This window comes from Streptomyces gottesmaniae (genome assembly GCF_031845845.1).
Lineage (GTDB): Bacteria > Actinomycetota > Actinomycetes > Streptomycetales > Streptomycetaceae > Streptomyces > Streptomyces akebiae.
The window spans coordinates 23,702-47,295 of the sequence record NZ_JAVRFJ010000020.1 but is presented as its reverse complement, the minus strand read 5'-3'; the positions used below and the strand labels follow the sequence as shown (position 1 = coordinate 47,295).

At 69.3% G+C, this 23,594-nt stretch carries 20 protein-coding genes; 15 read left to right on the top strand and 5 right to left on the bottom strand.

The features are described from left to right. The first annotated feature begins 552 nt into the window (after positions 1–552). From RM704_RS22860 to RM704_RS22810, 11 genes are all read left to right on the top strand, one after another. Complete coding sequence (locus tag RM704_RS22860) at positions 553–1,554, top strand: agmatinase (RefSeq protein WP_052146327.1); 1,002 nt, start codon at positions 553–555, stop codon at positions 1,552–1,554. After that, positions 1,551–2,951, top strand: coding sequence for an aminotransferase family protein (locus tag RM704_RS22855; RefSeq protein WP_052146311.1), 1,401 nt, complete (start codon positions 1,551–1,553; stop codon positions 2,949–2,951). Before RM704_RS22860 ends, RM704_RS22855 begins: the two co-directional genes overlap by 4 nt. 28 nt (positions 2,952–2,979) lie before the next feature. Further along, the gene (locus RM704_RS22850) at positions 2,980–3,807 is read left to right on the top strand and encodes an enoyl-CoA hydratase/isomerase family protein (protein WP_033530235.1); all 828 of its coding nucleotides are present in this window, start codon (positions 2,980–2,982) and stop codon (positions 3,805–3,807) included. Beyond that, positions 3,804–5,360, top strand: a complete 1,557-nt coding sequence (locus RM704_RS22845) for a class I adenylate-forming enzyme family protein (protein ID WP_033530234.1) — start codon at positions 3,804–3,806, stop codon at positions 5,358–5,360. Before RM704_RS22850 ends, RM704_RS22845 begins: the two co-directional genes overlap by 4 nt. Next, positions 5,344–6,597: a M20 family metallo-hydrolase gene (locus RM704_RS22840; RefSeq protein WP_052146310.1), complete on the top strand. Its 1,254-nt coding sequence runs from the start codon at positions 5,344–5,346 to the stop codon at positions 6,595–6,597. Before RM704_RS22845 ends, RM704_RS22840 begins: the two co-directional genes overlap by 17 nt. A gap of 52 nt (positions 6,598–6,649) precedes the next feature. Further along, entirely contained in the window at positions 6,650–7,774 is a 1,125-nt protein-coding gene (locus RM704_RS22835) for an aromatic ring-hydroxylating oxygenase subunit alpha (RefSeq protein ID WP_033530233.1), read from the top strand. Continuing rightward, complete coding sequence (locus tag RM704_RS22830) at positions 7,774–8,883, top strand: zinc-binding dehydrogenase (RefSeq protein WP_033530232.1); 1,110 nt, start codon at positions 7,774–7,776, stop codon at positions 8,881–8,883. The genes RM704_RS22835 and RM704_RS22830 overlap by 1 nt, the downstream gene beginning before the upstream one ends. Before the next feature lie 196 nt (positions 8,884–9,079). After that, positions 9,080–10,522, top strand: a complete 1,443-nt coding sequence (locus RM704_RS22825) for an aminobutyraldehyde dehydrogenase (protein ID WP_033530231.1) — start codon at positions 9,080–9,082, stop codon at positions 10,520–10,522. Further along, positions 10,519–11,628: a tartrate dehydrogenase gene (locus RM704_RS22820; protein WP_033530230.1), complete on the top strand. Its 1,110-nt coding sequence runs from the start codon at positions 10,519–10,521 to the stop codon at positions 11,626–11,628. The genes RM704_RS22825 and RM704_RS22820 overlap by 4 nt, the downstream gene beginning before the upstream one ends. Further along, on the top strand, positions 11,625–13,034 hold the full coding sequence (locus RM704_RS22815) for an aldehyde dehydrogenase family protein (protein ID WP_033530229.1): 1,410 nt from the start codon (positions 11,625–11,627) through the stop codon (positions 13,032–13,034). Before RM704_RS22820 ends, RM704_RS22815 begins: the two co-directional genes overlap by 4 nt. Before the next feature lie 35 nt (positions 13,035–13,069). After that, complete coding sequence (locus tag RM704_RS22810; RefSeq protein WP_311591149.1) at positions 13,070–14,503, top strand: amidase; 1,434 nt, start codon at positions 13,070–13,072, stop codon at positions 14,501–14,503. Between the two features lie 239 nt (positions 14,504–14,742). Here RM704_RS22810 and RM704_RS22805 read toward each other — a convergent pair whose 3' ends face one another. The 5 genes from RM704_RS22805 to RM704_RS22785 form a co-directional block, all read right to left on the bottom strand. Then, complete coding sequence (locus tag RM704_RS22805; protein WP_078937317.1) at positions 14,743–14,985, bottom strand: hypothetical protein; 243 nt, start codon at positions 14,983–14,985, stop codon at positions 14,743–14,745. Next, a complete protein-coding gene (locus RM704_RS22800) occupies positions 14,973–15,329 on the bottom strand; it encodes an amidase family protein (RefSeq protein ID WP_078937316.1) in 357 nt (118 codons plus the stop codon). Before RM704_RS22800 ends, RM704_RS22805 begins: the two co-directional genes overlap by 13 nt. A gap of 247 nt (positions 15,330–15,576) precedes the next feature. After that, on the bottom strand, positions 15,577–16,941 hold the full coding sequence (locus RM704_RS22795) for an aspartate aminotransferase family protein (protein WP_033530226.1): 1,365 nt from the start codon (positions 16,939–16,941) through the stop codon (positions 15,577–15,579). A 73-nt stretch (positions 16,942–17,014) separates the two neighbouring features. After that, positions 17,015–17,983 (bottom strand): PDR/VanB family oxidoreductase, encoded by a 969-nt coding sequence (locus tag RM704_RS22790; RefSeq protein WP_033530225.1) that lies wholly within the window; start codon positions 17,981–17,983, stop codon positions 17,015–17,017. Continuing rightward, complete coding sequence (locus RM704_RS22785; protein ID WP_033530224.1) at positions 17,980–19,086, bottom strand: alcohol dehydrogenase family protein; 1,107 nt, start codon at positions 19,084–19,086, stop codon at positions 17,980–17,982. The genes RM704_RS22790 and RM704_RS22785 overlap by 4 nt, the downstream gene beginning before the upstream one ends. A 269-nt stretch (positions 19,087–19,355) precedes the next feature. On the opposite strand from RM704_RS22785, the gene RM704_RS22780 reads away from it, so the two are divergent. The 4 genes from RM704_RS22780 to RM704_RS22765 are packed head-to-tail and all read left to right on the top strand — an operon-like array spanning position 19,356 to position 23,337. Next, on the top strand, positions 19,356–20,408 hold the full coding sequence (locus RM704_RS22780) for an ABC transporter substrate-binding protein (protein WP_078937315.1): 1,053 nt from the start codon (positions 19,356–19,358) through the stop codon (positions 20,406–20,408). A 4-nt stretch (positions 20,409–20,412) separates the two neighbouring features. Next, positions 20,413–21,348, top strand: a complete 936-nt coding sequence (locus RM704_RS22775) for an ABC transporter permease (protein ID WP_078937314.1) — start codon at positions 20,413–20,415, stop codon at positions 21,346–21,348. A gap of 5 nt (positions 21,349–21,353) precedes the next feature. Beyond that, entirely contained in the window at positions 21,354–22,154 is an 801-nt protein-coding gene (locus RM704_RS22770; RefSeq protein ID WP_033530222.1) for an ABC transporter permease, read from the top strand. Further along, the gene (locus tag RM704_RS22765) at positions 22,144–23,337 is read left to right on the top strand and encodes an ABC transporter ATP-binding protein (RefSeq protein ID WP_033530221.1); all 1,194 of its coding nucleotides are present in this window, start codon (positions 22,144–22,146) and stop codon (positions 23,335–23,337) included. Before RM704_RS22770 ends, RM704_RS22765 begins: the two co-directional genes overlap by 11 nt. The last annotated feature ends 257 nt before the right edge of the window (positions 23,338–23,594 follow it).

Here is a 23,594-nt window from a genome sequence, read left to right as displayed (position 1 = left end):
GTGGGCGGCCGGATACGCGCTGTTCGGGATCGGCGAGGACGTCTGGGGCCCTGGAGCGTCTGCCGAGCGTGAGGTGCAGTTCATGGTTTGGCGGCAGGAAGTTCCAGACCACCATCGCCAGCCTCGAACGCCACCTGGTCACGGGCGACTTCGGCACTGACCACCGCGCTGACGCGAACGCCGCCGCCAGCCTGAGGATCGAGGCCCGACTGCGCACCTCCGCGCTGGAGCGTGGAGTGGCATGGCGACCGGTGACTCTGATGCGTCCGTTGAACTACGCCGGAGGCCTACAGAGCAACCCTCGAGCAAGGCCCGTTCACGCACGCCCGCGCCGGGAGACGTGCTAATCCCGCCTACCACGCGCGTCTGGACCAGAGCAGGGCGACCGGCACGTCGGGAACCCCGCGCACGCACGGCGCCGGCACCAGGTGGTCGGCGTGAGGGTCAGCCCCTCATCGAGGCGCACCCGAGCATGCTTCCCATTGACTGTCGAATGTCGACAAGCAATACTCTCGGCAGATCCCAGCCCTGACACGACAGAGAAGAGGCGTGGTGAACGACGCAGCGGACGCACGGTCCCATGAGGGCGCGAGCGCCTCCCACCCCCAGCCCATCGACTCCTCGCTGGTGCCCCGCTTCGCGCAGCCCGCGACCTTCTTCCGCTCCCCCTGGGTGCAGGACCTGGACGCGGTGGAGCTGGACGTCGCGCTGGTGGGAGTGCCGTACGACTGGGGAACCAACCGCAACGGCGCGCGAGGCGCGCCCGCCCAGATCAGGGAGATGTCCCGGCTGATCCGCCGTTTCAACTCGGACGGCGTGGGGCCCTTCGACCTGGTGCGGGTCTCCGACGTGGGCGACGCCCCCGTCAATCCGCTGGACCACGCAGGAGCCTTCGAAGACCTGGTCCACTACTACCGCGGCCTGCGCGACCGCGGCATCGTGCCCGTCAGCACCGGCGGTGACCACGGTCTGGCTCACCCCATCCTGCGGGGACTGTTCACGGGCGAGAAGATCGCACTGATCCACATCGACGCCCACCCCGACACCTACGACGAGTTGTACGGCAACCGCTACAACCACGGCACGATGCTCCGCCGGGGGGTGGAGGAGGACATCCTCGACCCGACCAAGTTGATCTCCATCGGCATTCGGGGCACCCGCTTCTCCCTGGACGACCGCGACTATCACGCGGCGACGGGCATGCGCCTGGTCACCATGGACGAGTTCGAGGAGATCGGCCGGCAGGGTGTCATCGAGGAGATCCGGCGAGTCGTCGGTGACGCTCCCGTGTACGTGAGTTTCGACCTGGACGCCCTGGATCCGGTGTACTGCCCGGCCACCGGAGCTCCGGAGCCCTGCGGAATGAGCATGCGCGACGCGCAGGTGATCATCCGCTCCCTGGCGCCGCTGAACCTGATCGGCGCGGACGTCAGTGAACTCATCCCCGCGCTCGACCCGTACGGTCACACCGCTGTCAACGCCGCCAATCTGATGTTCGAGATGCTGTGTGCCGTCGCCCAGTCGGTCGCCCGGCGCAAGGGCGGCGAGCAGTGAGCGCCCGCCCCGGTACGGACCGGACGCCGGACGCGCGCCCCGCCCTCGGCGGCCACCAGGATCTCTTCTACACCACCAGCAATACCCAGCACCTCCCGCACATCGTGCGGGGAGAGGGCATATACCTCTTCGATGCGGTCGGCACCCCCTATATAGATGTGGCGTCGGGCGCGGTCGTGAACAACCTCGGCCAGGGCAACGAGCGCGTGCTCGCGGCGATGGCCGAGCAGGGCCGCAAGCTCACCTTCTCGTACGTCCGGGTGTCCCGGCACGAACCCAACCGGATGGTCGCCGACAGGGTCGCCGCGCTGGCGGGGCCGGGGTACGAACGCGTGCACCTCTCCTCGGGCGGCTCGGAGGCCAACGAGATGGCGCTGAAGTTCCTGCGCCAGTACGCCTATGCCACAGGCCAGCGGGACCGTACCCGGGTCATCTCGTGCGTGCCGTCCTACCACGGGGCGACCCTGCTCACGATGGCGATCACCGGTGAGCCGGAGTACGAGGCCGTCTACGACGGCATGATCACGTTCTCCGAGAAGATCCCCGCGCCACTCGCCTACCGCACTCCGGACGGCATCAGTGCGGAGGAGAACGCCCGCAGAACCGTGGACGCGCTGGAGGAAACGATCCTGCGTCTGGGGCCGGAGAAGGTGCTCGCCTTTGTGATCGAGCCGGTGGGCGGTGTGTCGACGGGTGCCAACGTACCGGCCGGCCGCTTCTTCGCCGACGTCCGTGAGGTGTGCGACCGCTACGGGGTGTACCTGGTCTTCGACGAGGTGATGACCGCCTGCCGCACCGGCACCTTCCTGGCCGCCCACCAGTGGCCCGAGGCACGCCCCGACGTTGTCGTCCTCGCCAAGGGACTGGGAGCCGGGTACACGCCCCTGGGCGCGATGCTGGCCCCCGCCCGCATGGTCGACGAGCTCGCCGGACTGACCGGGTTCAACCTCTCGCACACCTACAACGCCAACCCCATCACCTGCGCCGGCGCGGTCGCCGTCCTCGACGAACTGGTGGAGCGCGATCTGCTGGGCAACGCCCGCCGGATGGGCGACCACCTGCGAATCCGGCTCGAGGAACTGGGCAAGAACTCGCCGCTCGTGGGCGACGTCCGCGGACTGGGTCTCCTGCAGGCCGTCGAGATCGTCGCCGACAAGGAGACGAAGGCCACTCTCCCCCGCGAGGTCCGCGCCCCCGACCGGATCCGTGAACTCGGCCTGCGACACGGGCTGATGCTCTACGCCAGGCAGCAGAACGGGGGCCGGTACGGCGAGTGGTTCATGGTCGCGCCGCCCCTGGTCATCACCGAGGAGGAGGTCGACGCCATGGTCGACCGCATCGGTCGCACCCTCGACGACTTCACCGACGAACTGACGCGCGACGGGCTCCTCGGCTGACCTCGCGCCCGATTTCCGGGAGAACCTTGTGGATTACCAGGACTACAGGCATCTGCTGTTCGAGCACCGGCCGAACGGCGTGCTGCTCATCACCATCAACCGTCCCGAGGTCTACAACGCCACCAACGCCCGCCTGCACCTCGAACTCGCAGAGATCTGGCGGACGGTGGCGAAGGACGACGCGACCAAGGCCGTCGTGATCACCGGAGCGGGCAAGGCGTTCAGCGCGGGCGGCGACCTGACCATGGTCACCAACAACCTCGACGACATCACGGGCGTCCTGCGCACGGGCGAGGAGGCGCGGAGCATCGTCTACAACCTGCTCGACCTCGACAAGCCGGTGGTGTCGGCGATCAACGGCGTGGCGGTGGGGGCGGGCCTGGCGGTGGCGCTCACCGCGGACATCAGCATCATGGCCGACACCGCCCGGTTCACCGACGGCCACACCCGTCTGGGAGTGGCCTCCGGCGATCACGCCGTGATGCTGTGGCCGCTGCTGTGCGGCATGGCCAAGGCCAAGTACTACCTGCTGACCAGTGACTTCATCGACGGCACCGAGGCGGAGCGGATCGGCCTGGTGAGCAAGTGCGTTCCGCACGCCGAAGTCCTCGATCGCGCCCTGCAGGTGGCCGACCGGCTGGCCGCGGGCAGTCAACCATCACTCCGCTGGACGAAGCGGGCGCTCAACCACTGGTACAAGTCGGCCGCACCGGCCTTCGAGCTCTCGGTGGTGATGGAGATGTTCAACTTCGTCGAGCGGCACGACGTCGAGGAGGGTCTCACCGCCATCCGCGAGAAGCGAGAGCCGCGCTTCCCCTCCGGCGAGCCGGAGGTCTCGACGGGGGTCAACGGATGAACGTGCCCCATCTCCTGCGCCGCGGCGCACTGCGTCACCCTTCCCGGCCTCTGTGGCTCACGGCTGACCGGTCCCTCACCTACGCGGAAGGCGAGCAACGCCTCAACCGGGTGGCCCGGGCCCTGGGCGAACGCGGAGCCCCCGGTGACCGGGTCGCCCTGCTGATGCCCAACCGCTTCGAGGGCCTGGAGGCGTTCCTCGCCGTCATGGCCGCCGGTATGACCGCGGTGCCCCTCAACACCCGGCTGACGGCGGACGAACACGCCTACATAGTCCGGGACTCCGGCGCCCGGATCGTCGTCCACGCCGCCGAGTTCGCCGACACGGCGGCCGACATCCGTGCCGCGACGACGGACGTGGCGCACTGGATCGTCGTGGACGGCGACGGCGGCGCCGACGACTACGAGAAACTGGCCACCACCGGCAGCGCCGAGGCACCGGACACCGATCCGGCACCCGACGACCTGGCCTGGCTCTTTTACACCTCCGGAACCACCGGGGCGCCCAAGGGCGCCATGGAGACCCATCGCAACCTGCTGACCATGGCCCAGCACATGCTGTTGGACCTGGTGCCCGACGCGGCGCCCACCGACGTCGTCCTGCACGCCGCGCCCATCTCGCACGGCACCGCGAGCTGCATGCTGCCGCACCTCACGGTCGGCGCCGCACAGGCCTTCCCGCTGACCCGCAGCTTCGAGCCGGCGGCCTTCTTCGAGGCCGTACAGCGGTATCGGGTCACCACGGTCTTCCTGGCCCCCACCATGATCAACAGGCTGACGCTCAGCGATCGGCGCACGGCCTACGACCTGTCCAGCCTCAAGACGGTCGTCTACGGCGGCGGGCCGATGTACACCGACCAGCTGCACGCCGCGATGGACGCGTTCGGCCCCGTCTTCGCCCAGATCTACGGGCAGGGTGAGGCCCCCATGACGGTTTCGGTGCTCCCCAAGGCCGAGCATGTCACCGGCGGCGACCCGGCACGGGAGCGGCGGCTGGCCTCCGTCGGCCGTGAATGCGCCGCCGTACGGGTCCGGGTCGTCGACGAGGACGACAGGCCGCTGCCGCCCGGCGAGAAGGGCGAGATCGTCGTGCGCGGCGACCTGGTCATGCCGGGCTACTGGAACCGGCCGGAGGCCACCGCCGAGACCCTGCGCGGCGGCTGGCTGCACACCGGGGACGTGGGCCACCTCGACGATGAGGGCTACCTCTACATCACCGACCGGATGAAGGACCTGATCATCAGCGGCGGGGCGAACCTCTACCCGCGTGAGATCGAAGAGGTGATCTGCCTGCACCCCGGTGTCGCCGAGGTCGCGGTGATCGGGGTCCCCGACCCCGACTGGGGCGAGTCGGTCAAAGCCCTGGTGGTCCCCCGCGCGGGGGCCGAACTCACCGCCGAGGACGTCATCGCCTTCTGCCGGGAGCACATGTCCTCGTACAAGAAACCCCGCTCCGTGGAGTTCCTCGGCGAACTGCCGAAGAGCGCCTACGGCAAGGTCCTCAAACGCCAACTGCGTGACCCTTACTGGGAGGGGCATGAACGCCGTGTCTGACATCGCGAACATCACGGGTGCCGTCGACGAGGCCCGGCTGGGCACCCTGGTCGGCGACCTCGCCGCCTTCGGCGCGCGCCCCGACGGAGGGGTCGACCGCCAGGCCCTCACGCCCGAGGACTTCAAGTCCCGCAGATTTCTGGTCGACCTCGCGCGCTCCTACGGTGCGCAGGCCTACCGCGACTCCATCGGCAACCTGTTCTTCCGCAGGCCCGGACAGGACGCCGACGCGGCCCCGGTCGTCACCGGAAGCCACGCCGACAGCCAGCCCACCGGCGGCCGGCTCGACGGAGCCTACGGAGTGTGCGCGGGCCTGGAGGTGCTGGCCGCCCTCGCCGACAGCGGCGTGGCGCACCGGCGCCCCATCGAGGTCGCAGTGTGGACCAACGAGGAGGGCTGCCGCTTCGCCCCCGGTTCCATGGGGGCGTCCGCCTTCACCGAACCGTCGCTCCTCGACGGTTTCCTGGCCACCGCGGACACGACGGGACGCACCGTCGGCGAGGAGCTGGCCGAGGCCGACCCGCTCTTCGCCGATGTTCCCCTCCGTCCCCTCGGGACCCCTGTCCACGCCTTCGTGGAGACCCACATCGAACAGGGCCCCGTGATGGCCGACGCCGGGGTGACCATCGGTGTCGTACGCGGCATCCAGGGGACCCGCTGGTACGAGATCACCGTCGACGGAATCGCGGCACACGCCGGCAGCACCCCCCGTGCCAACCGCCAGGACGCCCTGCGTGCCGCGACCGAGATCGCGACGGGCGTCTACGCGGCGTTCGACGCCGGTGACGAACGGCTGCGGATGACCATCGGCCGGCTGACGGTCGGTCCCGGTTCCGTCAACGTCGTCCCCGAGCAGGTACGGATGACCGTGGACGTGCGGCATCCCGAGGAGGCGGTGCTCGACGCCGTGGAGGAGCGGCTGCGCGAACTGACCGCCGCCCACGCCGGCCGGGCCCGTCTGGAACGCACCATGGCGATGCCGCCGACCGGGTTCGACGGCCGGATCCGTGACACCGTCCGTGAGGCAGCACGGGATCTGAAACTGTCCGCCATGGAGATCGACTCGGGCGCCTTCCACGACTCCCTCCACCTGGCCCGGCACTGCCCCACCGGCATGATCTTCGTGCCCAGCGTCGACGGACTCAGCCACAACCCCGCCGAACACACCGCCCTCTCGGACCTCGCGGCCGGTACCAGGGTCCTCGCCGCGTCCCTGATCCGGCTGGCCCAGAACTGACCACCACGCCACGATCCTCCGCCGCCCGCCCAGCGGCGGGAAAGGAACAGTCATGACCGTCCAGGACAGCCCGACCATCGAAATGCCGACCAGCGGATTCCGTCGCGAGGACTTCGTCTCGCCGGACATCCTCGAGGAGGAGATGGAGCGGATCTTCCGCAAGAACTGGATGTACGTCGCTCACACGAGTCAGCTGGCGAAGCCCGGCGACTTCGTCCGCCATGACCTCGCGGGCGAGAGCGTGATCGTGGTGCGCACCCGCTCGGGCGAGCTGCGCGCGCTGTACAACTTCTGCACCCACCGCGGCGCCCAGCTGTTGGAGGAGACCTCCGGCAGCTGCGGGCGGGCGATCACCTGCACCTACCACGGCTGGACCTTCGACTACGACGGTGAGCTGCGCTCGGCGCCCAGGATGCAGCCGGACTTCGACAAGACGCCCCATGGGCTCAAGCACGCCTGGGTGGACACCTGGAACGGGCTGGTCTTCGTGTCCCTCGCCGACGAGCGCCCGCCGTCCGTCGCCGAACGGCTCCCCGACGCCGACTTCGGTGAGCACCAGCTGGAGCGGGCGAAGGTCGCGGTGGAGTACCGCACCGTGATCGAGGCGAACTGGAAGATCGTGTGGGAGAACGGAGGTGAGTGCTACCACTGCGCGATCAACCACCCGGAACTCGGCCGGGTCATGAGCGTCACCCGCACCGGGGCCTCGGAGTCCCACTCGCTCGTCGCCGACTACCGCTTCGACCGCAAGTTCCCTCTGCTGGAAGGCATGCACACCCTCACCATGGACGGTCAGTTCCGCTCCAAGCGGCTGCTCGGCGATCCGGACAGCCCTCCGGAGGGCATGCGCTTCCTGAACTGGCATTCCAGCATCTTCGAGCTGACCGCCGCCGCCGACCACGCCCACATCCAGACGTTCAAGCCCCTGTCCACCACGCGCACCGAGGTGCGACTGGTGCTGATGGTGCACGCCGACGCGGTCGAGAACGAGGACTACGACGCCGAGGGGATCTTCGAACTGCACCGCATCGCCCGCGGCCAGGACAGCGGACTGTGCGAGAAGACCCAGCGGGGGATCGGCTCCCGGCACTACCAGCCGGGACCGTACAACACGGTGTACGAGTACTCCAGCCAGCAGTTCCGCCACCTGTACCAGCAGGCCATGGGGCAGCTGTGATGACGGCGACGACACGTGCTCTTGTCTACCTCGCGCCGGATCAGCCGCTTGCGGACCGGACGCTGACCCTGGGCGCCCCTCGTCCGGGCGAGGTTCAGGTGCGGCTGCGGGCCAGCGGGGTCTGCCACTCCGACCTACACTCCCGGGACGGCGACTGGGGCACGCCCACACCCATCGTGCTGGGCCACGAGGGGGCAGGTGTAGTCGAGCGGGTCGGCGAGGGGGTGCGGGACGTCGTACCCGGTGACCACGTGGTGCTCGCCTGGGCGGCGCCGTGCCGCCGTTGCCGGCACTGCGTGGCGGGAAAGGCCTGGGCGTGTCGGAACAACCGTTGCGAGGACAACCTCCTGCCCGACGGGACCGCGCGTCTGGCCATGGACGGCGAGCCCGTGCTGCAGCACATCGGACTGGGCACCTTCTCCGAACGGGCGGTGGTCGCCGAGTCGGCCGTGATCCCCCTTCCCAAGGAGATCCCCTGGGATGTGGCGAGCCTCCTGGGCTGCGGTGTCGCCACCGGTGTCGGCGCGGTCTTCAACAGCGCCCAGGTACGCCCCGGTGATGCGGTGGCCGTCATCGGCTGCGGCGGCGTGGGACTGTCCGCCGTGATGGGCGCCCGTGCGGCCGGCGCCCATCCGGTGATCGCGATCGATCTCTCCCCCGAGAAGCTCGCGCTGGCCGAGGAACTCGGCGCCACCCACACCGTGCTCGGTGGCGACGACCCGGCGGCCGTGGTCGCCGCCGTGCGGGACATCGTGGACGACGGGGTCGACCACGCCTTCGAGTGCGCCGGGCATCCGGCCACCATGAGTCTGAGCACGGCCGTGCTCGGCGTGGGCGGTACCGCGGTCCTCGTCGGGATGCCGCCGTCCGGGACGAAGTTCGCGCTGGACCCGCTGGCACTGAGCATGTCAGGACAGCGAGTGGTCGGCTGCACCTACGGGGCCAGCGTCCCCGCGGTCGACTTCCCCCGCCTCGCCCGCCTCTACCTCGCCGGGCTCCTCCCCGTCGGCGAACTGATCAGCCACCGCATCGGACTCGGCGAGGTGGACCAGGCACTGGACGCCCTGCGCCGCCGCGAAAGGGCGCGTTCGGTCGTCATGTTCGACTGACTCGCCCGTGCGACTGACTCGCCGGTTCGGCGATTCCGTGTCGGCGACGGCCGGGCACGCGATCCGCTCCGGCCACCCCACCCCGCCCCGACCCATCCGGACAGGTCTTCCTGGGACAGCGCTTCGAACACGCCTCAGCTCCCCGCCCGTCCGGCATCCGGACCCATCACCGCCTTCCCACCGGAGAACAGCACTCATGCCGACCCCCGAACCACCTCCCGTCCTGCGGCACTTCATCGACGGCCGGTTCGCCGACGGCGAGACCGAGACCGGCTACGACATCATCGATCCCGCCACCGGCGACCTCATGGCAACCGCTCCCCACGGCACCACCGAGGACGTGGACCGCGCCGTCACCGCCGCACGGCGCGCCCTCGAATCAGGGTGGGGTGCGAGCACACCCGGCGAACGCGCCCACGCCCTGCTCAAACTCGCGGACCGGCTGGAAGAGCACCTGGGCGATCTGGCCGAGCTCGAGGCCCGCAACGCAGGCAAGCCGATCGCCGCGTCGGAGCACGAGATGCGGCTGAACCTCGACCATCTGCGGTTCTTCGCCGGTGCGGCCCGCTCCCTGCAGAACGCCGCCGCGGGCGAGTACGCGCCCGGCCGGACCTCGCTGCTGCGCCGGGAGCCGGTCGGTGTGGTCGGCGGCATCGCACCGTGGAACTACCCGCTGATGATGGCCATCTGGAAGGCGGCACCGGCCCTGGCCACCGGCAACACGGTCGTGCTCAAGCCGTCCGAGACCACACCGCTGACCGCCCTGCGCCTCGCCGAACTGGCGGACGGCGTGCTGCCGCCCGGTGTGCTCAACGTCGTCCTCGGCGCCGGGGAGACCGGCGAGGCCATCGTCCGCCACCCCGGGGTGGACATGGTCTCGCTGACCGGTTCGGTGGAGTCCGGCCGCAGGGTCGCCCAGGTGGCCGCGGAGTCCCTGAAGCGCACGCACCTCGAACTCGGCGGCAAGGCCCCTGTCCTGGTCTTCGAGGACGCCGACCTGGAAACCGCCCTGAACGGGATCGCCTCCGCCGCGTTCTACAACGCCGGACAGGACTGCACCGCCGCCACCCGTGTCCTGGCCGCCGACCGGGTGTACGAGGCGGTCGTCAGCGGTCTCGCCGAGCGGGCGAAGGCGCTGCGCACCGGCGACACCATGAGCCGTGACATCGACCTGGGCCCCCTGAACAACCCGCGCCAGCGCGACCGGGTCGAGGGCTTCCTCGACCGGCGTCCGGCCCACGCCGAACTGGTCACGGGCGGCAACCGGCCACAACAGGCGGGCTACTTCCTGGAACCCGCCGTGATCGCCGGAGTGGCCCAGGACGACGAACTCGTGCAGCGGGAGATCTTCGGACCGGTGGTCACCGTGCAGAGGTTCACCGACGAGACCGAGGCGATCCGCTGCGCGCACGACACCCCCTACGGTCTCGCGGCCTCGATCTGGACCCGCGACGTGGGCCGCGCACTGCGCCTGTCCAAGGCCCTTCATTTCGGATGCGTGTGGGTCAACGGGCATCAGAGCGTCGTGGCCGAGATGCCGCACGGCGGCTTCGGTCAGTCCGGGCACGGCAAGGACCTGTCGCTGGCCGCTCTGGACCACTACGCCGACCTCAAGCACGTCATGGTGACCCTCTCATGACCGGCGAGCGACACACCGCCAGACGTCATTCGGTGGCCGTCATCCCCGGCGACGGCATCGGCTCCGAGGTGGTCCCCGCCGCCGTCGCCGCGGTGGACGCCGTCGCGGCGGTGCACGGCTTCACCGTGCGCTGGACGGAGTACCCGTGGGGCTCGGACCACTACCGGCGCCACGGAAGGATGATGGCGGTCGACGGGCTGGACCTGCTCTCCCGGCACGACGCGATCCTGCTGGGCGCCGTCGGAACACCGGACATCCCCGACGACGTCACCCTGTGGGGGCTGCTGATCCCCATCCGGCGCCAGTTCGACCAGTACGTCAATCTGCGGCCGGTGCGTTCGATGCCTGGCGTCCGCGGCCCGCTGCGCGATGCGAACGACATCGATCTGGTGATCGTGCGTGAGAACGTCGAGGGCGAGTACTCGGAGATCGGCGGCCGGTTCCACCGCGGGCGGCCCGAGGAGATGGCGATCCAGGAGGCCGTCTTCACCCGGGCGGGAGTGGCACGGGTGGCCGGCTACGCGGCCCGGCTCGCGAGCGAGCGGCGCGGCGGGCTGACCTCGGCGACCAAGTCCAACGGGATCATCCACACCATGCCGTTCTGGGACGAGGTGGTCGCCGAGACCGTCGCCGCGTCGCCCGGGGTGGCACTGCGCAAGGTTCTCATCGACGCTCTCGCCGCCGAACTGGTACTGCGTCCCGAGCGGTTCGACGTGATCGTGGCGTCCAACCTGTTCGGCGACATCCTTTCCGACCTGGCCTCCGCCCTCACCGGTTCCATAGGACTCGCCGCGAGCGCCAACCTCAACCCCGAGCGGAAGCATCCGTCGCTGTTCGAACCCGTGCACGGTTCCGCCCCTGACATCGCGGGCAAGGGCATCGCCAACCCCGTGGGGCAGATCTGGTCGGCGGCGCTGATGCTGCGCCATCTCGGCGAGGAGACGGCCGCGCAGGCCCTGCTGGACGCCGTCGACGCGGCTCTGGCGGCGGGAGTACTCACCCCCGACCTCGGCGGGAACGCCACGACCGGCGACTTCGTCTCCGCGGTCGTCACCACGATCACCGCCACGGCCAGCACCACAGCGGACAGGAGCACCGGATCATGAGAACACAGGGGTTGTACATCGGCGGTGCCTGGCAGCACCCGGACACGACCTTCACGGTCACCGACCCCTGGGACGGCACGGTCGTCGGGAGAGTGGCCTCCGCGGAAGCGCACCAGGCCGCCGCCGCGGTGGACGCCGCCGTCGCCGCCGACTGCCCGGCCGCCCATGAACGGGCCCGGATGCTGCGCCGTACGGCCGACCTCGTGGAGGAGCGGGCCGAGCTGTTCGCACAGACCATCCGGGCCGAGGCGGGCAAGCCCATCAGCGCGGCCCGAGGCGAGGTGGGCCGGGCGGTGGACACGCTGCGGCTGTCCGCGGAGGAGGCCCGCCGGCTCGCGGGCGAGGCGATCCCCATGGACGCGGTCGCGGCGGGCGAGGGTCTGCTCGCCTTCACCGTGCCCCGGCCGGTCGGCCCGGTGGCCGCGATCACCCCGTTCAACTTTCCGCTGAACCTGGTCGCCCACAAGGTCGGCCCGGCTGTCGCCGCCGGGTGCCCGGTGCTGCTGAAACCGTCGGAGCGGACTCCGCTCACCGCCGGTCTGCTGGTGGAGTGTTTCGACGAAGCCGGTCTGCCCGCGGGCATGCTGAACCTCGTCACCGGCGACCCCGGCACCGTGGTGGGCACATGGACGGACGATCCGCGGGTGTCCGTGCTCACCTTCACCGGCTCGGCCTCGGTGGGCTGGTCCCTCAAACAGCGCTCCCCCGCCAAGCGCCACGTCCTGGAGCTGGGCTCCAACACCGCGATGGTGGTCGCCGACGACGCCGATCTCGACGCGGCGGTGCAGGCCGCCGTCACCGCGGCCTTCACCTACTCCGGCCAGGCCTGCATCTCCCTGCAACGGGTCTACGTCACCCCGGGCGCGGCAGAGCCGTTCCTGGAGCGGCTGGCCAAGGCCGCCGAGTCCCTGGTGTCGGGCGACCCGAAGGACGAGAGCACCGTCGTCGGACCGCTCATCAGCGCGGAGGCCACGCAGCGAGTGCGCTCCTGGGTGGAGGCGGCCCTGAGCAGCGGGGCGTCGCTGCGGGCCGGCGGCGATGTCACGGACGGTGTCCTGCGGCCCACCGTGCTGGCGGACGTGCCCTCCGACGCGTCGGTGATGTGCGAGGAGGTCTTCGGGCCGGTCGTATCGGTGAACACGGTGCCCGACCTGGACGCCGCCGTACGCGAGGTCAACGCCTCCCGCTTCGGCCTCAACACCGCCGTCTTCACGGCCTCCACGGCCACGGCGCTGAAGTACGTACGCCAGGCTGAGGCGGGCGCGGTGCTGGTCAACCTCGCGCCCTCGTTCCGCACCGACCACATGCCCTACGGGGGCGTGAAGGACTCCGGAGAAGGCCGCGAAGGCGTGCCCTACGCGGTTCGGGCGCTACTCGATCCCAAGCTGGTGATTCTCGGGGGCTGAGAGGACGCTCCCGGAAGCCGACAGAAAGGCACTTGGTGCACGACATAGTCGCCCTCGACGCCCACGCCCTCTCCCGGGCCGTCCGACAGCGCACCGTCTCCTGCGTCGAGGTCATGCAGGCATACCTCAGCCACATCGAACTCGTGAACCCGCAGGTGAACGCGATCGTGGGCATGCAGGACCCAGAAGTGTCGATCGCCCTGGCCCGTGAACGGGACGACCAGCTGAGCCGGGGTGAGTACCTCGGCTGGATGCACGGATTCCCGCACGCGGTGAAGGACCTCGCAGCCGCCGCCGGACTGCCCTTCACCATGTGTTCACCACTGTTCGAAGACCGCGTGGCGGCCGAGGACGACGTGTTCGTGACACGGCTGCGAGCCGCCGGCGCGATCGTCATCGGCAAGACCAACGCACCCGAGTTCGGGCTCGGTTCGCAGACCTACAACGCGCTCTGGGGGGCCACCGGGAACGCATACGCACCGGACCTGACAGCCGGTGGAAGCAGCGGTGGCGCGGCGGCGGCGGTGGCTCTGCGGATGGTGCCCGTGGCGGACGGCAGCGACTACATGGGCTCGCTGCGTAATCCTGCCGCCTTCAACAACGTCTTCGGCCTGCGGCCCAGCGCGGGGCGCGTGCCCGAACCCGGTTTCGTGGTCTCACCCTCGGTCGTGGGGCCGATGGCGCGCACCACTGAGGACCTGGCCGCTCTGCTGTCCGTGATGGCCGGCGCCGACCCCGGCTCACCGCTGTCCCTCGCCGACGACCCCGGCGTCTTCGCCCGCGGGCTCGACGGCGACTTCCGGGGGACTCGCATCGCCTGGGTGGGGGACTGGAACGGCTATCTGGCCACGGAACCCGGCCTGATGGCGCTCTGCGAGTCCTCCTTCGACGTCTTCGAGTCCCTGGGTTGCACCGTTGAGAGCGCGCTTCCCGCGTTTGCGCCGGAGAGGATCTGGAAGACCTTCCTGACCTGGCGCTGGTGGAGCAACGCGGCGTCCGGGCATGCCTTTTACCAGGATCCTGTGCACCGGGCCAGGCTCAAGCCCGAAGCCGTGTGGGAGATCGAGAACGGGCTTCGGCTGAGCGGGCTGGACGTCTCCACGGCGGCTGCCGAACGCACCGCCCTGTATGCGGCCGTACAGGACCTCTTCGGGACCTACGACTTCGTCCTGGCGCCGTCCGCTCAGGTCTTCCCGTTCGACAAGAGCCTGCACTGGCCGACCGAGATCGACGGCCGGTCCATGGACACCTATCACCGTTGGATGGAGACCGTGGCCTGCTGGTCACTGACCGGGCTACCGGTCCTGGGGATGCCGGTCGGCTTCAACGGGCAGGGACTGCCCATGGGCGTGCAGTTGATCGGCCGCCACCAGGCCGACCTGGCGGTGCTTCAACTGGGACACGCCTATGAGCAGGCCGCTCAGTGGGTGACCCGGACGCCGCCTCCTCTACTGACCGTCGGTACCTGACAGTCGTGCGGCCCCGGAAGACGCCTCTCTTCCGGGGCCACCGCCAGAATGCCACCCTCGTCGGCAGTCCGTCGGCGATCAGCGCGGGAACACTGATCGCGGGGAAAGCGAGCACCGGCACGGCGGTCAATGGCCATACGGCCCGCATCAGTTCGGCGTCGCCTCGAACGCTTCCAGGTCCGAGCCCTGCTCGAACGAAGGCTCGGCCGTGACGGGCGTGAGCAGAGTCCGTCCGCCGCTCAGGAACTCCTGGAACTGGCCGACGACTGTTCCTCTTCTTGCTCGGTCCACTCCCCCGCCACCGCGGAGGAGTGGTGCCGCACGGCGGTCCGGATTTCGTCGTCCCCGACCGCCTGCACGTCGGGCAGCATCGTCGCCCTCAGGTTCTCGAAGAGCAGCAGCTGCCAGAGCGGGGACGCCTCCGCGACCAGGGGCAGCTCATCGATCTCCTCGAGGTCGTACCCAGCGATCAGCTTTGCCACCGCGTCGCCCAACGGCCGCTCTGCGGAAGGAGCGTTGGGTCGGACCCGATGCCGCGCAGCACCGCGACACGTCCGGGTGCCGCAACGCTGCGGGAAGGCAGCGCCGGCATGTCCGCCGGGCTCCGAAGCTCCGGTGTGCTCATCGCCTCCGGCGCGAGCCGCACGTCGGAGACGGTCCGGCCGAGCGGACCCTCCATGGCCATGTACTGAAGACCGAGCGGGAACTTCATTCGCGGCACCCCCGACCACTCAGGGACCAGCCCCGCAGTGGGCCGCAGCCCCACCACTGCGCAACAGGCGGCCGGCCGCCGGAGGACCCGCCCGGCATGCGCGAGGAATCCCAGGGGTCGAGGGTGCGCCGTGCGCGCCGCCGGCTGCGCTGATCGGTATTGATCTCACGGAGACCGCCACGCCATGCAGCGGGCCGAGCCTCGCCGGCTGCCACCGCTCTGTCGGCCTGCCGAGCCTGTTCCAGCGCCTCCTCAGGACGGACCTCGACCAGGGCGTTCAGACGCGGATAGGGCTGGTCGATCCCATCCGAGAAAGACCGGACGGTGTCCTCGGCGGTCCCGCTCCTGCCGCGGACAACCGTCACGGCAACAGCTTCCCCGCCTCCGTCAGGGCGTCGCCCAGGATCGCCGTGATCCTGTCGAACTCCGCCTGCCCGGCGATCAACGGAGGCGAGAGCTGCAGCAGCGGGCTGGCCCGGTCGTCCGTGCGGCAGATGAGTCCGCTGTCGAAGATCCGCGGCGAGACGAAGTCGTGGAGGATCCGGCGCGACTGTTCGGCGTCGAAGGTCTCCCGGGTGTCCGGGTCACTGACCAGTTCGATCGTGTAGAAGAATCCGCCGCCCCGGATGTCTCCGACGATGGGCAGGGACAGCAACTGCCGCAGGGTCGCCTCGAACGCTCCCTGGTTCTCGGCGACGTGCTCGACGATCCGTTCCCGCCGCATGATCTCCAGGTTCTTCAGCGCGATGGCCGCGCTCACCGGGTGGGCGCCGAAGGTCAGGCCATGCAGGAACATCGAGCCCCGCTCCAGGAATGGGGCTGCCATCTCCTCGGAGGCGATGACCGCTCCGATCGGCGCGTAGCCGGACGACAGGCCCTTCGCGCAGGTGATCAGATCCGGGCGGATGCCGTACCGGGTGGAGGCGAACCACTCCCCCATGCGGCCGAATCCCGTGATGACCTCGTCGGCGCACAGAAGGATGCCGTACCGGTCGCAGATCGCCCGTACGCCCTCGAAGTAGCCGGCCGGAGCGGTCAACGCCCCGCCCACGTTCTGTACCGGCTCCATGATCACCATGGCTATGCTGGACGGCCCCTCACGCAGGATGGCCTGCTCCAGGTCGTCCAGCAGGAAGGCGCAGAACTGCGCGTCGGTCTCCTCGGCCGGGCGGCGGAACCGTGCGGTGTTGCGCGTCCTGACCGCACCCGGCACCAGTGGTTCGAACGGCAGTCGTGCGCCGGGCACACCGTTGATCGACAGCGCGCCCAACGAGGTGCCGTGCCAGGCCATGTGCCGCGACACGACCTTCCAGCGCCGCTCGCCGCGCTCCTGGTGGTACTGGCAGGCCAGCTTCCACGCTGTCTCCACCGCGTCGGCGCCTCCGGACACGAAGAAGACGCGCTCCAGTCCCTCTGGGGCGAGATCGGCGACCTCGGCGGCCAGTTCGATGGCGCGTGGATGGGCATAGCTCCAGTTCGGGTAGTAGGGGAGCTCTTCCAGCTGGGCTGCTGCCGCCCGGCCGATCTCGGCGCCGTGGGAGTAGCCGATCTGCACGCAGAACAGTCCGGCCAGCCCGTCCAGGAAACGGCGCCCGTGCGCATCCTCGACGGTGCAGCCGTCGCCTCGGACGATGACAGGCAGACTGCCGTCCTCGACCCGTGACATCTCCGTGTAGTGCGGCCAGAGGTGACGTCGCGCCTTGGCCTGGAGATCCGTGAAAGCCATTCTTCCTCCTGTTGATGACCTGACTTCGGGCCGACCCGATGGGGACGGGCCGGTGGCGAAGTGGGAAGTGGTGTCAGAGGTCGAGGACGAGTCGGGGGCCGCGGCAGCGGCTGACGCAGATGAGCATCGTGGTGCCCGACTCGTGTTCCTCCGGTGTGAGGAGTTCGTCGCGGTGGTCCGGGACACCGTCCAGGACCGTGGTCTCGCAGGTGCCGCAGACGCCTTCGCCGCAGGAGAACGGGGCGGTGGGCAGTACCTCACGCACGGCGTCGAGCACGGTCGTATCGGGCGCAACGGTCACCCGGATGCCACTGCGCCGCAGTTCCACCTCGAAAGCCGCGGACGTCTCTTGGGTGGCCGCGGCCGGGGCGGGGTCGGCCGCGGCGAAGCGCTCGAAGTGCACGGTGGGCTGGTCCGGCCGCTCCGCGCACAGGGAGCGGACGGCCCGCAGCAGGCCCTCGGGTCCGCAGCAGTACACGGCCGCCTCCGGAGGGGCATCGCGCAGCTGTGCCCCGATGTCGGGCAGGCCCGCTTCGTCCTGGGGGGCGAGCGACACCTTGCCCCCGCTCAGGTCGCCGATCTCGTCGAGGAAGGCCATGGAGGGGCGCGTGCGTCCTCCGTACAGCAGGGACCAGGGGGTCCCTGCCGCGGCCGCCTGCCGCATCATCGGCAGGAGGGGCGTGATGCCTATCCCGCCGGCGATGAACAGGTACGCCGGAGCGTCGACCAGCCGGAAGTGGTTGCGGGGGCCGGCGACATCCAGCGAGTCGCCCGTTTGTACCGTTGCGTGGATCTCGCGCGAGCCTCCTCGGGAGTCCTCGGCCAGAAGGACGGCGACGCGGTATTCATGTCGGTTCGCGGGGTCGCCGCACAGCGAGTACTGGCGGGTCAGCCCGGAGGGCAGCCGCAGGTCGAGGTGCGCGCCCGGTGTCCACTCGGGCAGCGGTGTCCCCGCCGGATCGGCGAGGGTGAGCGACAGCACTCCGTCGGCCTCGTACCGCATGCGGGTGACGGTGAGCCGGAGAGCAGGCGTGCCGGTCATTCGGACACCGCGATGACTACCTTGCCGACGTGAGCCTTCCGGACGAAGTACTCGTGCGCGCGCGGCAGTTCACGAAGCGGGAAGACCTTGTCCACGACCGGACGCAGCTCGCCTGACTCGATGTGGCGGACCAGCTCGACGAAGGAGTCGCGCTCGGGGTTGGCGACGCCGATCATGGTGAGGTCCTTGTAGATGAGATCGCGCAGGTCGATAGGTGGCACAGGTCCCGCGATCGCGCCGCCGGTGACGTACCGGCCGCCGCGCCGCAGCACCCGGAGCATGTCGGTGAGGGCCGGTCCGCCGGTCACGTCGGCCACGACGTCCACCGACCGCTCACCGACGAGCCGGTGCACCGCGCCGGCGAGGTCGCCCTCTTCCCGGGGAATGAAGAAGTCGGCTCCCAGCTCCCGGACCGCGGCCTCCTTCGACGCGCCGGCGACGGCCACCACCCGGGCTCCGCGCAGGCGGGCCAGCTGGACGTTGGCAGAGCCGACTCCTCCCGACGCACCGGTGACCAGGACCGTCTCCCCCTCGTGCACCTGGGTGCGCTGCAGCATCTCCTCCGCCGTGGAGTAGGCACACGGGAAGCAGGCGAGTTCGGCGTCACTCAGTTCGGTACGGACGGGGAAGGCGTTCTCGGCCGCGACCGCCGCGTACTCGGCGTAGCCGCCGTCGCACTCGCTGCCCACGAAGACCACACCGCGAGCCCAGCGCGGCAGGCGCGCGTCCCGGATCACAGGGTCGACGATCACTCGCTCTCCTGTGCGATCCGCCGGGACGCCCTCCCCCACGGCGACGATCTCGCCGGCGATGGCCGCGCCCTGCACCCGGGGGAAGCCGAGCGGGTTCCGGTCCCAGGTCATGTCGGCGTCTTCCTGCTGCAGCCCGCGCAGGCCGATCTCGGGGGTCAGCGCACCGGTCACCCCAGGGGAGTACCATCCGGTTCGAGTGTTGATGTCCGTGTTGTTCACGCTGGATGCCTTGACGCTGATAAGCACCTGCCCCGACGCCAGGGACGGCACCGGATAGTCCTCGCGATACACCAGCTTGTCGATGCCTCCGTGACCGGTCAGCACCATGGCGCGCATGACTTCGGGAACCATGACCGCACCCTTCCTCTCTGTCGCAGGGGTGGTGGAACGTGACCCAACCAGAGAGAGTGTCGAATGTCGACACATACTCCCCCGCCGCCTCCGGGCGCGCAAGGGTGTTGACACGTGGGCCACACGCGCAGACGGTCGGAAACATTTCCGTAACGCCGCGAGATCCTGTGTTAAATGTCCATTCAGGGGGTTGACCTGTCGAATGTCGACAGAGATTCTGTCGGGCACCAAGGCTGCACGAGAGAGCCCGGCTAACGCAAGGAGCGGTTATGCGGCGAAGAGTGCTCTATTCGATCTGTACGGCGACGGGTCTCGGTCTCGTCCTGGCCGCATGCGGAGGCGGGACCACCGCCGGCGGATCGGGAAGCGGATCAGTGACGTTCGTGTCCTGGGGCGGGGCCTTCCAGGACGCACAGCAGAAGGCGTGGACCGACCCGTTCACCAAGAAGACCGGCGCCGAGGTCGTACAGGACGGACCCACCGACTACTCCAAGCTCAAGGCCATGGTGCAGGCCGGGAACGTCTCCTGGGACGTCATGGACGTCGACGCGAACGTCGCGATCAAGGAATGCGGGACCCTGTTCCAGAAGATCGACACCAAGACCGTCGACACCTCGAAGATCGACCCGAAGCTCGACATCGGGGAGTGCGGAGTACCGGTCGTCCAGCAGTCCATCGTCATGGTCTACGACAAGAAAAAGTTCGCGGACAACCCGCCCACGAGCATGGCGGACTTCTTCGACCTCAAGAAGTACCCGGGCAAGCGCGGCGTCTACAACACCGCGGCGCCGGGCCTGCTCGAACAGGCGCTCCTCGCCGACGGCGTGGCCGCGGACCAGCTGTACCCCCTCGATGTGGACCGGGCGCTGAAGAAGCTCGACAGCATACGCGGCAGCATCTCCTGGTACGCCCAGCCGACCCAGTCCACCGAGCAGCTCAACTCCGGCTCGGTCTCCATGGCTCTGGTCTACAACGGCCGGGCGCACGCAGCGGTCAAGGACGGCGCGGACTACGCACCGGTGTGGAGCACCGCCTTCCGGACCACGGACGCTCTCGTGATTCCCAAGGGCGCTCCCAACAAGGGTGCGGCGGAGAAACTCCTCAGCTACATCGCCACTCCTGAGGCTCAGGCGGCCCTCACCGAGTCCATCCCCTACGCGCCCACGACGGTGAACACCTCCCCCAAGGTCGACGCACTGACCGAGGAATTCCTGCCGACCTCGGCGAAGGCTCTGCCGCAGACCCATGTCATCGACATGAACTGGTGGGCCAACAACAACGACGACGCATTGCAGGCCTGGACCAAGTGGCAGACGGGATGAGGCCATGACCTCAACGGGCTCCCCCACCATGCCGAGAAGCGGGACCACGCCTCCGGCGGCGTCGGCACAGGCTCCGGCCCGCCGACGCCGCCTCGGCTGGGGCGCGTTGGCCGTGCCGGCGCTCGCCGTCTCGCTGGCGTTCTTCATCTATCCGGTGGCCGAGGCGCTGCGCCGGAGCTTCACCGACTTCGTCCCTCCGGAATCAGGTGGCTTCGACAACTACGCCTGGTTCTTCGGGGACGCGGTGAACATCACCATCCTTGTGCGCACCGTGGTGACCGGCGTCGGCGTCACCGCGGTCTGCCTCGTCGTCGCTTATCCCTTCGCCTACCTGATGACGGTGGTCGGCCGTCGTTGGCGAGCCGTACTGCTCGGAGTGGTCCTGGTTCAGTTCTGGTCCTCGGCGGTGGCCCAGACCTTCGCCTGGGTCATCCTCCTCCAGGACAACGGACCGATCGACAGCCTCGCCGGCTGGCTGGGGCTCGGACACCCCGGCCTCCTGGGCACCGTGACGGGCGCCGGAATCGGCATGGCGCAGGCGATGGTGCCGTTCATGATCCTGCCCCTGTACTCCACCATGCAGGGCATCGACCGGCGCCTGGTACTCGCCGCCCAGGCACTGGGGGCCAGGCCCGCCATCGCCTTCCTCCGTGTCTATGTGCCGATGTCGATGCCGGGGGTGCTGTCGGGCAGCCTGATGGTCTTCGTACTGTCCCTGGGCTTCTACATCACGCCGTCGCTGCTCGGTTCTCCCCAGCAGATGCTGCTTTCCCAGTACCTGGTCACCGAGGTGAACAACCTGCTGGCCTGGGGCCGCGGCGGGGCCATGGCCGCGGTGATGATCTTCGTGACCGGAGTCTTCCTGCTGTTCGGCTGGCGCTTCGTCCGCCCGACAGCCGCGACCGCCGCCGGCGTGAGCGACAACCACTCCGAGGAATAGGGACCATGGCACGATTCAGCATGAGCCGGATGCCGCTGGCGGCATGGGGCGTCGCGGTAGTGGTCTGGCTGACGGCGCCCATCTTGATCGTCGCGATCATGAGTTTCACCGACAACGAAAGCTTCAGGTTCCCGCCGTCCACCTGGTCCTTGCGGTGGTATCGCAACTTCTTCGAGGACCCGAGCTGGTACCAGTCCCTTGTCAACTCCGTGCAGATCGCGCTCGTCGTCATGGTGGTCGCCACGCTGCTCGGCACAGCCGCCGCTCTCGGGCTGAATCGCATGCGGTCCCGGGTCGGTCCCGTGCTCCAGACAGTGCTTCTCCTGCCGACCGTGGTGCCGGTGCTGATCGCGGGCATCGGCATGTACTCACTGTTTCTGCGGTGGCGGCTCACCGGTACCCCGATGGGCTTCATCCTGGCCCATACGGTGCTGTCGATGCCTTTCGTCTTCATCTCGGTCACCGCCTCGCTGCAGACGTTCGACCGCCGGCTCGAACAGGCGGCGGCCATCTGCGGCGCCAGCCCGTTGGCGACGTTCTTCCAGGTGACCCTGCGGATCATCGCCCCGGGAGTGCTCACCGGAGCCGTGTTGTCCTTCCTCGGATCGTTCAACGAGACCATCGTGTCCATCTTTTTGGTCTCCCCCACCCTGCGGACCCTGCCGGTGCAGATGTACACCAGCGTCGCCAAGGAGTCCGACCCGACCATCGCCGCCGCCTCGACCCTGACAACCGCTCTGACGGCAGTGCTGTTCCTCGTGGCGCTCACCGTCCGAGCCGGGAGGAGCAAGACCGATGAAGCCTGAGCATCCGGCCGAAGCCGGCGCCTCACTCGAACTGCGCCGTCTGCGCAAGCGGTTCGGCGCACAGGACGTCGTGAAGTCGGTGGACCTGTGTATCAAGCCGGGCGAGTTCGTCACCCTGCTCGGACCCAGCGGTTCCGGCAAGACGACAACGCTCAACATGATCGCGGGATTCGAACAGCCTACCGGCGGTGAGATCCTCGCCGACGGCAAACCCATCAGCGATCTGCCCACGCACCGCAGGAACATCGGCATGGTGTTCCAGAGCTACGCTCTCTTCCCGCACATGACAGCGGCTCAGAACATCGCCTTTCCGCTGCGACAGCGCCGTGTGCCCAAGCCGGAAGCCGAGGCCCGGGTCCGCGAGGCGCTCGCGCTGGTCCACCTGGAGAAGTTCGCAGACCGGTATCCCAAGGCCCTGTCAGGTGGGCAGCAGCAACGCGTCGCCCTGGCCCGCGCGGTGGTGTTCAACCCGCGGATCCTGCTCATGGACGAACCGCTGGGCGCCCTGGACAAGAAGCTGCGCGAGGCGCTGCAGACCGAGATCCGCCGCATCCACCGGGAACTCGGCGTCACGGTCGTCTTCGTCACCCACGACCAGGAGGAGGCGCTGACCCTCTCCGACCGGATCGCGGTCTTCAACGACGGACGCATCGAGCAGGCGGCCACGGCGGAAGAGCTCTACGAGCGACCCGCCACCCGGTTCGTGGCCGACTTCCTCGGGGACTCCAACATCTTCACCGGCCCCGCGCACGCCGTCGGCGGCACCACGACCGTCGCGGTCGGTGACGCGCGAATCCGCGTCCCCCTCATCGCGTCCGCGACCGGCGCCGCCCGCGTGGTCGGCGCGACCGGCTGTGTTCTCGTACGGCCGGAACGCTGTCGCGTGACGGCCTCCGCCACCGATGCACCGGAGTCGCACAACCGGCTGTCGGGAACGGTGTGCGACGTCGTCTATCTGGGCTCCGCACGGCGGATCGACGTCGATGTTCCGGGTCACGGCCGCATGAGCGTGCGGGAGCCCGCGGCCGGCAGCGAGGACGTACGGCCGGGCGACTCCGTCGCCGTGCACTGGCCGCTGGACGCGGGTGCGCTGCTGGCGGGCTCTCCCTCCGACGCCGAGCCGGAACCGGAGACAGCTCCGGGCGAGGAATCCGTTCCCAGGGCGGCCGAGGCGAACGCGTGAGAGGTCCCGTTCACAGCGACCCCGTACGAGTTCGCCCACGGTCGAACTGACCAGGCTCGTGCGCTAGAGGGCGCCGCAAGCACATGCTCGCCGGCAGCCACGAAGTGTCAGGTGGTCCACAGCACCCGGGTCCAGACAGTCGAATGTCGACATCCGGCTATGCTGTCCCGTACGGCAAGTGAGAGTATGCGCGGGCACCACAGTCGGCTACCGGCGTGGGATGGCGTTGCATACGCTCGGTGCAATACACAACGGGA

Bases quoted from the DNA above. Each gene is read 5' to 3' on its own strand.
- RM704_RS22845 (WP_033530234.1), top strand. From the start codon at position 3,804: ATGAACGTGCCCCATCTCCTGCGCCGCGGCGCACTGCGTCACCCTTCC.
- RM704_RS22840 (WP_052146310.1), top strand. From the start codon at position 5,344: ATGAACGCCGTGTCTGACATCGCGAACATCACGGGTGCCGTCGACGAG.
- RM704_RS22835 (WP_033530233.1), top strand. From the start codon at position 6,650: ATGACCGTCCAGGACAGCCCGACCATCGAAATGCCGACCAGCGGATTC.
- RM704_RS22830 (WP_033530232.1), top strand. From the start codon at position 7,774: ATGACGGCGACGACACGTGCTCTTGTCTACCTCGCGCCGGATCAGCCG.
- RM704_RS22825 (WP_033530231.1), top strand. From the start codon at position 9,080: ATGCCGACCCCCGAACCACCTCCCGTCCTGCGGCACTTCATCGACGGC.
- RM704_RS22820 (WP_033530230.1), top strand. From the start codon at position 10,519: ATGACCGGCGAGCGACACACCGCCAGACGTCATTCGGTGGCCGTCATC.
- RM704_RS22815 (WP_033530229.1), top strand. From the start codon at position 11,625: ATGAGAACACAGGGGTTGTACATCGGCGGTGCCTGGCAGCACCCGGAC.
- RM704_RS22795 (WP_033530226.1), bottom strand. From the start codon at position 16,941: ATGGCTTTCACGGATCTCCAGGCCAAGGCGCGACGTCACCTCTGGCCG.
- RM704_RS22790 (WP_033530225.1), bottom strand. From the start codon at position 17,983: ATGACCGGCACGCCTGCTCTCCGGCTCACCGTCACCCGCATGCGGTAC.
- RM704_RS22785 (WP_033530224.1), bottom strand. From the start codon at position 19,086: ATGGTTCCCGAAGTCATGCGCGCCATGGTGCTGACCGGTCACGGAGGC.
- RM704_RS22780 (WP_078937315.1), top strand. From the start codon at position 19,356: ATGCGGCGAAGAGTGCTCTATTCGATCTGTACGGCGACGGGTCTCGGT.
- RM704_RS22775 (WP_078937314.1), top strand. From the start codon at position 20,413: ATGACCTCAACGGGCTCCCCCACCATGCCGAGAAGCGGGACCACGCCT.
- RM704_RS22770 (WP_033530222.1), top strand. From the start codon at position 21,354: ATGGCACGATTCAGCATGAGCCGGATGCCGCTGGCGGCATGGGGCGTC.
- RM704_RS22765 (WP_033530221.1), top strand. From the start codon at position 22,144: ATGAAGCCTGAGCATCCGGCCGAAGCCGGCGCCTCACTCGAACTGCGC.